The 13,226-nt window shown below is 45.8% G+C and carries 11 protein-coding genes, 1 tRNA gene and 1 riboswitch; of the genes, 2 read left to right on the top strand and 10 right to left on the bottom strand.

Annotated elements, in window-relative coordinates; genetic code table 11:
- Positions 1 to 8: 8 nt before the first annotated feature.
- Positions 9 to 1,208, bottom strand: a complete 1,200-nt coding sequence (locus tag AB4180_RS21110) for a multidrug effflux MFS transporter (RefSeq protein WP_198592249.1) — start codon at positions 1,206 to 1,208, stop codon at positions 9 to 11.
- A 101-nt stretch (positions 1,209 to 1,309) separates the two neighbouring features.
- On the opposite strand from AB4180_RS21110, the gene AB4180_RS21105 reads away from it, so the two are divergent.
- The gene (locus AB4180_RS21105) at positions 1,310 to 2,251 is read left to right on the top strand and encodes a LysR family transcriptional regulator (RefSeq protein WP_012605070.1); all 942 of its coding nucleotides are present in this window, start codon (positions 1,310 to 1,312) and stop codon (positions 2,249 to 2,251) included.
- A 122-nt stretch (positions 2,252 to 2,373) separates the two neighbouring features.
- Positions 2,374 to 4,164: an aminopeptidase P family protein gene (locus AB4180_RS21100; RefSeq protein ID WP_102249484.1), complete on the top strand. Its 1,791-nt coding sequence runs from the start codon at positions 2,374 to 2,376 to the stop codon at positions 4,162 to 4,164.
- A gap of 151 nt (positions 4,165 to 4,315) precedes the next feature.
- Here the strand turns inward: AB4180_RS21100 and thiH are convergent, their stop codons facing one another.
- The 9 genes from thiH to AB4180_RS21055 form a co-directional block, all read right to left on the bottom strand.
- Entirely contained in the window at positions 4,316 to 5,443 is a 1,128-nt protein-coding gene (thiH, locus tag AB4180_RS21095) for a 2-iminoacetate synthase ThiH (RefSeq protein WP_004736658.1), read from the bottom strand.
- Positions 5,444 to 5,450: 7 nt separating this feature from the next.
- On the bottom strand, positions 5,451 to 6,215 hold the full coding sequence (locus AB4180_RS21090) for a thiazole synthase (protein WP_102249483.1): 765 nt from the start codon (positions 6,213 to 6,215) through the stop codon (positions 5,451 to 5,453).
- A 2-nt stretch (positions 6,216 to 6,217) separates the two neighbouring features.
- Positions 6,218 to 6,427, bottom strand: a complete 210-nt coding sequence (gene thiS / locus AB4180_RS21085) for a sulfur carrier protein ThiS (RefSeq protein ID WP_010440653.1) — start codon at positions 6,425 to 6,427, stop codon at positions 6,218 to 6,220.
- Positions 6,424 to 7,206, bottom strand: coding sequence for a HesA/MoeB/ThiF family protein (locus AB4180_RS21080; RefSeq protein ID WP_017098566.1), 783 nt, complete (start codon positions 7,204 to 7,206; stop codon positions 6,424 to 6,426). The genes thiS and AB4180_RS21080 overlap by 4 nt, the downstream gene beginning before the upstream one ends.
- Complete coding sequence (locus AB4180_RS21075) at positions 7,196 to 8,488, bottom strand: thiamine phosphate synthase (RefSeq protein ID WP_017098567.1); 1,293 nt, start codon at positions 8,486 to 8,488, stop codon at positions 7,196 to 7,198. The genes AB4180_RS21080 and AB4180_RS21075 overlap by 11 nt, the downstream gene beginning before the upstream one ends.
- Positions 8,488 to 10,437 (bottom strand): phosphomethylpyrimidine synthase ThiC, encoded by a 1,950-nt coding sequence (thiC, locus tag AB4180_RS21070; RefSeq protein WP_017107400.1) that lies wholly within the window; start codon positions 10,435 to 10,437, stop codon positions 8,488 to 8,490. The genes AB4180_RS21075 and thiC overlap by 1 nt, the downstream gene beginning before the upstream one ends.
- A gap of 129 nt (positions 10,438 to 10,566) precedes the next feature.
- Positions 10,567 to 10,665, bottom strand: a riboswitch (TPP riboswitch).
- 62 nt (positions 10,666 to 10,727) lie between these two features.
- Positions 10,728 to 11,111, bottom strand: a complete 384-nt coding sequence (gene crcB, locus AB4180_RS21065; RefSeq protein WP_004736665.1) for a fluoride efflux transporter CrcB — start codon at positions 11,109 to 11,111, stop codon at positions 10,728 to 10,730.
- A 100-nt stretch (positions 11,112 to 11,211) separates the two neighbouring features.
- Entirely contained in the window at positions 11,212 to 12,594 is a 1,383-nt protein-coding gene (locus tag AB4180_RS21060) for a multicopper oxidase family protein (protein WP_009848171.1), read from the bottom strand.
- Between the two features lie 483 nt (positions 12,595 to 13,077).
- Positions 13,078 to 13,154 (bottom strand) — tRNA-Trp (locus AB4180_RS21055).
- Positions 13,155 to 13,226 lie beyond the last annotated feature (72 nt).

Genomic DNA, 13,226 nt, shown 5'->3' with positions numbered 1-13,226 from the left:
CTTGAGACTTATGCCTTAGCAAACGTCGCGTGCCATGACTTACCCGCTTTGCTCGCAAGCACTAACAATGCAGGAACAATAAGGAACATTTGCAGCGCAATCATCACTTGAGACGTTAAATCAAGACGTTGCATCGTACCAACAAGCAGTCCAGAACCGCTCATTTGGAACAAGCCAAGCAACGCAGCTGCGGTACCCGCACGGTCACCAAAAGGTTCAAGTGCTTTACCGGCTGCGGCACCAAGAATCCAAGCGAAGCCAACTGAAGATAGGAAAATCGGCAGCATGAATGCGATCGCGCTAGCATGCTCAGCAAGCACCAACATAACCACACCCGCTAAGCCAAGCGTTGAAATACCAACAACCAATGCTTTGTAAGTACCAAAACGGTCCATGAACTTCGGTGCCGTGAATGCAGCCGTGATGTTGATAACCGCGTTAATACCAAACCAGAACGTAAACTCATTCATCGTCAAACCTAGATTTTCCATCAGCACAACAGGTGCAGAGGTAACGTAAGCAAGAATGACCGCCATCGCCATCAAGCATAAGGTTGCATGGAAGATGAATGATGGTGTTTTCAATACCGACCAGTAACGCTCAAGTTTGAACACAGCGACCTTTTCTGTCGCCGGATTAGACTCTTTCATTTGGAAAAACAGAATGGTGCCAACCACGACAGCGAACACAGCCATAAAGCTGAAGTTCGAGCGCCAGCCAAACTGTTGAGTCAACCAAGCACCAAGAATCGGTGCTAGTGCTGGAATAAAGCAAATGGCACCATTGAGGTAACTGATCATACGGCCACTTTTCTCAGGGCCAAATAGATCGCGAACCGTCGCAAAGGCTGCTACAGAAGTCGCACAAGCTCCTAAGCCTTGTAGCAGCCGAGCTATTAGCATCATATCAATCGATTGAGCTGCCCACGCCAAGCAAGCACTCAATGCATAGATACTAACACCTCCCAATGCAACGGTTCGACGTCCTAGCTTATCAGCCAAAGGGCCTGCAAATAATTGCCCGACACCCATGGCGAATAAAAACCAAGTAATCGTATCTTGTGCTAGTGCGTGTTCCACGTGAAACGCTGTTGAAATTTGTGGCAGAGCTGGAAGATAAATATCTATAGCCAGAGGGCTAAATAGAACCAGCATTGCCAATAAAGCAACCTGCAGTTTACTAGGGGTTGGAAGCGCGTTAGAAGGCACAAGATTCTCCGAATGAGTTAATTTAGGTGCATAATAACCAACTAAAGATATGAACAAAAATGGCATATACTCATTAGCATTATTCCAAATAGGAAACTCACATGAATATCGAGAAACTATCACGCCTCGACCTCAATCTATTGGTTTGCTTACAGGTGCTGATGGAAGAGCTGAGTGTCACTCGCACCGCACACCGATTATGCTTGAGCCAATCAGCGGTGAGTAAGTCGCTAGCCAAGCTTCGTGAACAATTTAATGACCCCCTTTTTACGCGAAGTGCTCATGGCCTACGACCAACACCGAAAGCTGTGTTCCTCAAGCCTCGGTTAGAAACGTTGATCAACCAACTTGATGTTCTCACTCAGCCTGAGACATTCATTCCCAACAACAGTGACCATAGCTTTCACATTGCTGCCGTTGAAAGTGTGTACCCACTGATTCTTCCTCATTTCTTACCGGCGATATTTCGACAAGCACCTAAGGTCAATATCAACACCCACGCGTGGACAGAACAAACCTTTAAGAAGCTGCAGCTTGGCGAACTAGATATCGGACTCACTGGCAAAGACATCGACATCAACGATGCGCGTTTAACTATGCTGCCGCCAGACGACATTTGCGAACAAGAGATCTACCGCGACGCACAGATGTGTGTGCTAAGACGCAACCACCCTGCTCTGAGTGGTAAATGGGATTTGGAAACCTACCTTGCGCAGCGTCATGTACAAGTAAGGTGTGATGGTAACGACCGCTGGCTGCTCGACTACAAACTGGCTGATCTTGGTCACCAACGTGATATCGCGATTTCTGTTCCAGACTTCAATAGCGCCGCAAGCCTGTGTACTTACACCGACTTTGTGTTTACCGCACCAAGCCACTTTACTTACCTCGTCGCTAAGCAACTCGACTTAGTGGTTGTTCCTTTACCAATGGAATTCCCACCGATGGCATACACTCTGTTTTGGCACCGTGACAGAGAAAATGACCCAGCCTTAACTTGGTTGCGAGATATCATCAAAGAAAAAACTCTGCACCTTAGATAAAAATGGCGTACAGCGTTTGCAGCAAACGAGCAAAAGCGCTAGCTTATTGACCTAATAAGTCCCCTCGCATGTATATCGACTGTGAGTGTTAACAAGGACCCTAACAATAAGGATAAACACAGATGCACAATATCACTGCTGAACGCGTTGCTGCGGTTCGAGCTTGGCTTGAAACAAACAACCTAGATGCCGTTATCATTCCACATGAAGACGAATATCTAGGTGAATACGTTCCCGCTCATAACGAGCGACTTCACTGGTTAACAGGTTTCACTGGCTCTGCAGGTGCCGCTGTTATCACTTGTGAAACTGCTGCTATTTTTGTTGATGGTCGCTACACCGTTCAGGTTCGTAAGCAGGTACCAGCAGAGTTATTTGAGTATCGCCACCTTATTGAAGAACCGGCTTTAGATTGGATCATCAATTCATTGCCACAAGGCAGTAAGGTTGCATTCGACCCACGCATGCACACCGCTGCTTGGTTGAAAGGCGCACAAGCAAAACTAGCGGAGAAAGTTGAGCTAACAACGTTATCAGCAAACCCGATTGATGAGCTTTGGTCTGACCGCCCTGAGCCTGTTGTATCTGATGTTCGCCTAATGGCAACAGATGCCGTTGGTCAATCAAGTGAAAGCAAACGTGCGGAGATTGCTGGTTTACTAAAAGCAAAAGGTGCGGACGCCGCTATCCTTACCGAGCTCGATTCTATCTGTTGGTTGCTTAACATTCGTGGTTTAGACGTATCTCGCCTACCTGTTGTACTGTCTAATGCAATCATTCACGCTGATGAAAGCGTCGATTTCTTCCTAGACCCAGCACGCATCCCAGCAGGCTTTGAAGCACACGTTGGTAATGGTATTCGAGTTTCTCACCCATCAGAGCTTGAAGTGCGCCTTCAGTCTTTAGAAGGTAACAATGTGTCTGTCGATTCAGGCACGAGCAATGCTTGGTACACGTTGGTTCTGCAAAATGCTGGCGCTCACATCATTGAAGCAGCAGACCCATGCCTAATGCCAAAAGCTGCTAAAAACGCAACTGAGATTGCAGGTATGAAAGCGTGTCACATTCGAGATGGCGTGGCGATGGCGAAATTCCTGTCTTGGATTGATGCAGAAGTCGCGCAAGGTAACCTGCACAACGAAGCTGTACTAGCAGACAAAGTACAATCATTCCGCGAGCAAGACCCGACGCTGATGGATCTAAGTTTTGACACCATTTCTGCGGCAGGCGGCAACGCTGCAATGTGTCACTACAACCATGAGAACCAACCTGAACCAGGTCAGCTAGAACTGAATACTCTGTACCTAGTCGATTCAGGCGGTCAGTACTTAGATGGTACAACCGACATCACTCGTACTATCGCGATTGGCCAACCAAGCGACGAAATGATTCAACAGTTCACTCTCGCACTGAAAGGTCACATCGGCATTGCTCGTGCACGTTTCCCTCAGGGGACTCGTGGTTTCCAACTAGATATACTAGCGCGTCAGCACTTATGGGCAGAAGGCTTCGATTACGATCATGGTACTGGTCACGGTGTTGGTCACTTCCTAAGTGTTCATGAAGGACCACAAAGCATCTCTAAGAAGCTGATCGACGTACCTCTTGTTGAAGGCATGGTGTTATCAAACGAGCCGGGTTACTACCGTGCTGAGGAGTTTGGTATTCGAATCGAAAACCTAGAGCTCGTGGTTGAACTGCCAACTCAAGGTGATTTCTCAGTACTAACGTTTGAGTCGCTAACACGTTGCCCTATCGATAAGCGCAACATCAATGTTGATTTGCTAACACGACCTGAATTGGCGTGGCTGAACGACTACCATCAGAAGGTATGGAACGACGTTAGCCCATTAGTTGAAGGTGATACATTGGAATGGTTACGCCAATCGACAACTCCATTGGCTCACGCTTAATACTTCGCTAAACGCTTAACTGACCCAAAACGAGCTTGCTCGGTTAATAAGTTAAATAGCAAATAGCAAAACGGCTACCCAAAGGTAGCCGTTTTTATTTGCCTGTATCATTACATCGATGTTTCACGTGGAACATCGAGCAATATGTTGCTTAACCAGAATAGGCGCTGTGCCAGTCTCGCCACACTGGATCGAAACCTCGCTGACGAATCATTGACTCAACATCAGCAGCACTTCTCTCATCACTGATCTCAAACTGCTCAAGCTCTTCTTCACCAGAAGCATAGCCACCAGGTTGGGTTTTAGAAGCTGCCGACATACTGGTGATACCCAAAGGCAACACGTTATCGCGGAAAGTTGCCGATTCACGGGTCGAAAGGGATAACTCGACCTCAGGATTCAAGAGTCGATATGCGCAGATAAGCTGAACCAGCTGTTTATCGTTCATGATTGATTTAGGCTGTAATCCACCACCAGAGTCTCCACCCTCACACGGACGAAGACGTGGGAATGAAATTGAGTAACGTGTTTGCCAATAAGTACGCTCTAAGTAATCTAAGTGAGCAGCAACAAAAAAGCAGTCGGTTCGCCAATCTTCCAAACCAATCAAGGCACCAATACCTATCTTATCGATCCCCGCTTTTGCCAAGCGATCTGGGGTTTCAAGACGGTATTCAAAATCCATTTTATTGCCACGTAGATGATGCTCAGCGTAAGTTCTTGGCTGATAAGTCTCTTGGTAAACCATAACAGCATCTAGACCGAGAGTTTTAAGCTCTGCGTAATCATGTTGATCAAGCGGCTGCACTTCCATCGCTAGGTAGTTGAATTGCTTTTTGATATTCGGCAACACCTGTCGAAAGTAATTCATCCCGACCTTAGTTTCATGTTCACCGGTGACCAACAAAACGCTATCGAACTTCATCTTTTTGATAGCCGCACTTTCGGCATCAATTTCATCCAAAGTAAGCGTGCGGCGCTTGATACGGTTCTCCATTGAGAAGCCACAATACGTGCACGCGTTAGCGCACAGGTTAGATAGGTACAAAGGAATATAAAGCGACATTGTATTGCCAAATCGCTTACGAGTTAGCGCCAACGATTGTTGTGCCATCTGCTCTAAGTAAGGTTCTGCCGCCGGAGAGATCAGAGCCTTAAAGTCTTCTAAGTCACGTTTGGGTTTACTCAGAGCACGTTCAACATCCGCTGCCGTTTTACTGAAGATAGACATACCAATGTCATCCCAGTTGAGCTGTTTAAATCGATCAACAAACGTCATAGCACTGCTACTCGTCTAGGAATGAAGTTAACGGGCTTGAAGCAACCGCGTGAGATACTTTTCCTGCAAGTCCAGCAAGGTAAGCCATACGCCCCGCTTCAACTGCCAACTTAAACGCAATTGCCATTTCAACCGGCTGTTGAGAAGCAGCAATTGCGGTATTCACTAACACTGCGTCTGCGCCCATTTCCATTGCACGTGCAGCATGTGATGGCGCGCCAATGCCCGCATCAACAATCACAGGGACATTCGCTTGGTCGATAATGATCTCTAAGAAGTCTGCCGAAGCGATACCTTTGTTTGAACCAATAGGCGCACCTAACGGCATAACCGCAGCGCAACCCACCTCTTCCAAGCGCTTACACAAAACTGGATCGGCATGGCAGTAAGGCAACACAACAAAACCATCTTTAACCAGTTGCTCAGCGGCTTTAAGCGTCTCAATTGGGTCTGGCATCAAGTACTTTGGATCTGGGTGAATTTCCAGTTTAAGCCAGTTTGTGCCTAGCGCTTCACGAGCCAAATGCGCAGCAAAGACGGCATCTTTTGCACTCTTCGCCCCAGAGGTATTCGGTAGCAAGTTCACGCCAGCATCAATGATGGGTTGTAAAATGTCGTCTTGCTCAGAGCGAATATCAACTCTCTTAAGCGCCATAGTTGCCAATTGCGAACCTGAAGCCTCGATAGCACTCGCCATCAATTGCTTATTGGCGAACTTACCCGTTCCAGTGAAGAGTCGAGATTGAAACGTCTTATCAGCGATAGTTAACATGGTTAGCCTCCTGCAATGGCTTGGAAAAGAGATATAGCGTCGCCTTCATTAACGACTGTTTGTTGCCACTGGCTACGCGGGACAACCGCATTATTGATTGCAAACACACAACCTAGATCAGGTAATGCTAGAACTTGGATAATGTCCGCTAGAGACGACGAGTGTGCTACTTGTTCTGATTGTTCGTTTATCGAGATCGTTATATGGCTCATTGGATTTCTTCTTCTAAATGCTTAACTACAGACGCACTGCACACAGGACATTCACTATCTTGAGTGACCATAAGGTTTTGCCAATTCATCGTCTGGCCATCGAACAGTTTGAGTTGATGTGTTGCGACCTGAAACTCACCACGAGCTAGACGTTGAATAGCAGCCAAAGCTTGAAGGTTACCTATGGTGCCAACAACTGGGCCTATGATGCCGCTATCGCTACAACGAGTCGTTTGTGGATGATGTCTGAACGGGAACAAGCAGTGATAGCACCCTTTCTGATTCTGATAATCAAATACAATAAATTGGCCTTTCCAGCCAATTGCAGAACCAGAAATTAAAGGGGTCTTCGCGCTGAAACATGCTTGGTTAACCTGCTGGCGTGACTCGAAGTTGTCAGTACAATCCAACACTAAGTCAGCTAGCATCACTTCAAGCTCAAGCTGACTTTCACTCATTCGTTGATTGATGGTTCTTACTTGGCTGCGACCATTGAGCTCACTCAGTTGTTGCTTCAACGCTTCAACCTTAGGCGAACCTAACTGATTTTCCCTGAACGCGACCTGTCGTTGTAGGTTCGATGAATCGACACAATCATCATCGACCAGCACGATCTTTCCAACACCAGAAGCAGCCAGGTAAAGAGCCGCAGCATTACCTAAGCCACCACAACCGATTATCAACACATGACTATTTAGTAGGTTGCGTTGCCCTTGCTCACCCACTTCAGGTAACGCAATTTGTCGTTGATAACGAATGAATTCAAAGTCACTCAGCATAGCTAGGCTCCTGCATAACCTCTTCCTTAAGAGTTGGAGATTTAGGTGCCATGAGTTGTTCGAAAAATTCGATCACTTTCTGTGGGTCTTCAGCCAATGTAATCGCACGTACCACCGCCAAACTCGATACCCCACACTCCCACACCTGCTCAGCTGTCGATTGGTCAATACCGCCAATAGCAACCGTCGGATAACCAGTGAGTTGGTCTGTGTATGGGATAGTATCAATCAGCTGTTGATACAGAGATAAACGAACTAAACCTTGAGGCTTTGATGGCATCTGTTTAGTTGTTGTTGGGAAGATATGCCCTAGCGCAATATAGCTTGGGTTGATTTGAACAATGCGGAGCAACTCGTAATAGCCATGAGTCGAGAGACCGATCTTGATACCTGCTTGGCTCAACTGTGAGAGGTTTGACTCTTCAATATCCTCTTGCCCCAAATGAACACCAAACGCGTCATGCTTGAGTGCAAGCTGCCAGTAATCATTGATAAAAACCTGAGCGTTATGCTCTCGACCAAGCTCGATTGATCGCGCGACTTGTTGTTCTAAGTCCGCTTGCTGCGGGTTTTTAATACGCAGTTGAACAGTGTTGATTCCAAGCTTGAGCAACCTTTCGATCCACTCAACATCATCAACCACAGGGTATAAACCTAGACTATTCTTACCCAGATCAGGAAAAGAAAGCACTGTCCCTTGATTAGCCCAACCAACGCTTATATTCAATCGTTGATCTTCAAGAGCTGGAATTGGAAAGTTTTGGTAATGTGCTGGCCATGTTCCACGTGAAACATTGGACGATGCGCGAGCTAAAACCAATGCGTCTTCTAATGGGAACTCCAACGCCAACAAAGTAAGTAACCAGGCAAAGTGGCCGTGATTATCTAACTCCTGATGAGCTGTAGTGTCACTCTTGATAGCACGATTAGTATCCCGGTGTGACCAGATATCCAGTACAGCTGAAGCATCTGAGACACCGATGTAGATGGTATTCGGAGTTTGTGTAAAGGCATCACAAACGTCAGTTAGCGCGACTGAACTACTGTAATCAACAACGTGGTTCAGTTCCGCTAGCTGACACTCCGCCAATGAATCAACATCATGAGCAAAGCCAATAGATAACGTCTGCTGAGTGTCAACGATAGAGAAGTATTGAGTTGGGCTTACACCCAACTCAACTGCATCGGTTGCCAAGCCTTGTCGCTTAGCAACCAATAGACAGTTCTGCACCTCTCCCGTTAACTCAATATTTTGAGATGGGATGAGTATCTTCACTGTCATTATTCCTCTAATTGAGCTTCTTTTGCACCCACTGCAGGGTGATAAAGTTCAGAGCCAGTATCACGGAACTCTTGTGATTTCTGACGCATCCCTTCCAACGGGTTATCTAGCATCTTAATCTCGATAGCCTGATCCGCGGCTACTTGTTCTGTATCTTTCGCATACTCTCGGACTTCCTGAGAGATCTTCATCGAGCAGAATTTAGGTCCACACATTGAGCAGAAGTGAGCAACCTTACCGGATTCTTGTGGCAGAGTTTCATCATGGAAAGAACGTGCTGTTTCAGGGTCTAAAGCTAGATTAAATTGGTCTTCCCAACGGAATTCAAAACGTGCTTTAGATAATGCATTATCTCGGATTTGTGCGCCTGGGTGCCCTTTCGCAAGGTCAGCAGCGTGTGCAGCTAGCTTGTAAGTAATCAGGCCGGTCTTCACATCTTCTTTGTTTGGTAAGCCGAGATGCTCTTTAGGGGTTACATAACAGAGCATCGCACAGCCGTACCAACCAATCATGGCCGCGCCAATACCAGAGGTAATATGGTCGTAACCAGGAGCAATATCTGTCGTCAGTGGACCTAACGTATAGAAAGGCGCTTCATGGCAGTGTTCTAACTGCTCATCCATATTCTCTTTGATTAGGTGCATTGGCACATGACCTGGGCCTTCAATGATCACCTGAACGTCGTATTCCCAAGCGACTTTAGTCAACTCACCTAGAGTACGTAACTCCGAGAATTGAGCCTCATCATTGGCATCTGCAATAGAGCCTGGACGCAAGCCATCACCTAATGACAGGGCCACATCATACTTCGCACAGATCTCACAGATCTCGCGGAAGTGTGTATATAGGAAGCTCTCTTGGTGATGTGCAAGACACCATTTCGCGATAATAGAACCACCACGAGAAACAATGCCGGTCACTCGTTTGGCCGTCATCGGAACGTAGCGAAGCAACAAACCTGCGTGGATAGTGAAGTAATCAACACCCTGCTCTGCTTGTTCAATCAAAGTATCGCGCATCACTTCCCAGTTAAGGTCTTCCGCAACGCCATTCACTTTTTCAAGAGCTTGATACATAGGAACCGTACCGATTGGTACAGGGCTGTTACGTAAGATCCATTCGCGAGTCTCGTGAATATTACGGCCGGTAGAAAGGTCCATTACGGTATCGCCACCCCAGCGAGTTGACCATACTAACTTCTCAACTTCTTCTTCAATCGAAGAGCTTACTGAAGAGTTACCGATATTAGCGTTCACCTTCACTAAGAAGTTGCGACCAATAATCATCGGTTCTGATTCTGGGTGGTTGATGTTTGAAGGGATGATAGCTCGACCTTCAGCAACCTCCTTGCGCACAAACTCAGGGGTAATTTCTTTCGGTAGATTTGCGCCAAAGTTATGGCCAGGATGTTGGTGGTTAAGCTGCTCATCAGCAAACTTCTGACGCCCCATGTTCTCACGTATAGCAATATACTCCATCTCAGGAGTGATCATCCCCTGACGAGCATAGTGCAGCTGAGTAACACATTGATCGTCAGTCGCGCGACGAATTCTAGGTAGGTTGCCGTAACGAAGGTCGTCTAGAGTTTCATCTTCTAAACGTTCTTTAGTGTAAACAGAGCTTACACCGTCTAACAGTTCCGTATCACCACGCTCATCAATCCATTGCTCACGCAACTTTGGAAGGCCGCTATACAGGTCTATTTGATGTGTGGGGTCAGTGTAAACACCTGAGGTATCGTAAACTTGAATGGGTACATTAGGTTCGAATACAGGCTCTTTTTTGGTACCACCGACAAGGCTATCAGCAAGTGATATTTCTCGTACAGGGACTTGAATATCTTCTCGAGATCCTTGGATGTAAGCTTTTTTTGAATTTGGATAAGGTTGTACGGATAAAGAATCGATGAAATTCTTCGCTTCCAGTCTTGCTTGTTTACGACTCGACATAGCATTTTTCCTTGGCTTTTAGCCATTATTTATAGGGATAAAAATGCTTGACGGATTAGATGCTACAAGAGGGATCACGGTAAGAAATACAGTTGTGATCTGGAGATAGATCTCTAGAAGGATTCTAGTTAGATATCTACTCTTGTTCCCTTCGCAGGTATTAGCCTGATCAGGTTCAACGGATCCCGAGTTAACGGTCTCAGCCATATGGCACTCCGACAAGTTCGATCGAGTATATAAAAACGCCTTGGATAAACCAAGCCGAGTTGTTAACAAATCGTAAGAAAGTTTTAAGACTTTATCAAAAGTTGGAAGCCGATCCATGCTGCTGAGATGCTGAGAACCACGTTAAGTAGCACATTGAGTCCCATCTTAAAGAAAGCACCCTGCTGCATAAGAAGCACGTTATCCATCGAAAATGTAGAAAATGTAGTCAGTGCTCCAAGGAAGCCAAGACCGATAATTTGTCTCCATGGTTCTGTCGCAACCATCTCATTCTCAAACGCTGCGATGAGTAAGCCCATAATTAAAGAGCCAATCACGTTAACAGTTAGCGTACCATAAGGAAAACCACGCCCTAGCATCACCACACATAACTCTGAAATCAAATAGCGCGAACAAGCACCAAATGCGCCACCAATGGCAATAAAACCTAAAATAGATAACTGACCCATGAATCCTCCCAAACAATAATCCCTATATTCTAGCTTTAACGCCGATAAAAGCGAGGGTAGAAACTAAGAATGCATGCGCAAATATTAAACGTTACAGGTGTCACTTAACTTCAATATATCCCATCAAACCCGTTTTCATGTGTTCTATAACATGACAGTGATACATCCAGCGGCCAGGGTTGTCGGCTACAAATGCAGCTTTAGCTCGGCCATTTTTTCCAAGTAACACTGTATCGGTATGGAAAGGTTCTTCAACTTTCTTCCCGTCAAGTTCGAGTACTGTAAAAGTATGTCCATGAATATGGATAGGATGATGGTATTGAGTGACGTTCTTTAGATCGAATATATAGGTTTTTCCCAGATCTAAAGTCGCCAAAGGTTCAGGGATATTATCTTTGCTCATCCCCTCCCATGCTCGTTTATTAGTTAGCCAAAACTTAGGCATAGATTTTCCATCTTTGGATACTGGAGAAACCGCCCCTTCCCATTCAAATAAAAAGTCAATTTCTTCTGCATTAACCAAATCTAAGTTGGGCACAGGATTAAGGGGTAAAGAAGGTAGAGAGCGATTCTCAACAAGGGTTGAATCTACAACCTCGAACTCACACAAAGAGAAAGGAAAGCGTCCTTTCATTTGAAGGACGCTCACTCGCCCACCGGCTTTGGGTGCTATCAATCCAATATCCACTCGCATCCCTGGGCCAATTTTATGTTGAGTCAGTTTATAAGGCGTTTTTACAGGGTTACCATCAATGGCAATCACCCATGCCTCTGCCCCTTCGACAGCAATAGGGTAAGTGATCGTATTATCGACATTTGCGATACGCAGCCTGGTCGTTGCATGTTGTTTTAACTGATAGGCAGGCTCATGTATTCCATTAACGCTACTCCACTCTCCTGGCGTACCCATACGGGCACTGAGTCGTGGGATCATTAGATCTTTCCATTGGCCTTTCTTATCTATATGCCAATGCTTAAGCGTCAGTGCGTGTTCTTCATCAAACGGCACTGGGATACTCTCCTCTACGATAATAAGACCAACCAAGCCCATACCAAGCTGTTTAACGCTATTCATATGTGGGTGATACCAAAACGTACCAGCATCTGGTGGCGTAAATTCATAAATAAATGTTTCACCAGGCATGATCGGTGGTTGGCTTAAGAAAGGTACTCCATCCATTCCGATAGGAATCCTTAAACCGTGCCAATGAATAGTCGTCGGTTCTGATAGCTTGTTGGTAAAACGGATTGTTACCTTCTCCCCCTGGCGACACCGAATCGTTGGCGCTGGAATCTGACCATTAAAGCCTAAAATATTAGTCTCAAACCCCGTCACGATTTCAGCGGTTGAAGGCTCTGCCGTTAGGTCATAAACATACTTTCCTTGCTCATCAACCGCCCGTTTCATTGAGCAAGCGGGAAGTACAGTGAGTGCAGATATAGCGAGAGATGATTGAATAAACTTACGACGGGAGATATCCATATTTGTTGCCTTTTAGTAATAACGACTAAAATGTAACAAAATATTGATAACAGTTCTCATAAAGAAGCGTAGTTTGTGCTGTTGGTTGTTTATAAAAGAGGCTGGGATAAGTAAGCACTTACACTTTTAAGGCCAGATTTTATTAAAAGTAGGAATTATCGACTAAAAATAGAACAAATAGAAAGCAAAAAAGCCTCAGCATTTCTCCTGAGGCTTAGTATATGGAAAGGTTGGAGGTTTCGACTCCCAACACGCGCTGTTTTAGTAAGTCGGAGAATCCGCTACTTTACTAATAGCGTATATTGGATTCAGAAAGCAAAAAGGATCTAGCATTTCTGTTGAGGCTTAGTATATGGGAGGAGTGGAGGTTTAACTCCCAACATGCGCTATTTTGGTAGGTCGGGGGATCCGCTGCTCTGCTAATGGCGTATATTGGCTTCAGAAAGTAAAAAGGCTCTAGCATTTCTGCTAGAGCCTTAAATATGGCAGGGGTGGAGAGATTCGAACTCCCAACACGCGGATTTGGAATCCGCTGCTCTGCCAATTGGAGCTACACCCCTAAAACTTTCATTACTTCAGATTCGAAAAAACCTCGCACTAGGCGAGGTTATCGAATAAGTGGCGGAGTGGAC

Source organism: Vibrio sp. 10N.286.49.C3 (genome assembly GCF_041469545.1).
GTDB lineage: Bacteria > Pseudomonadota > Gammaproteobacteria > Enterobacterales > Vibrionaceae > Vibrio > Vibrio tasmaniensis_A.
The sequence above is the reverse complement of the archived record's forward strand: the minus strand, read 5'-3'. Positions and strand labels throughout refer to the sequence as shown.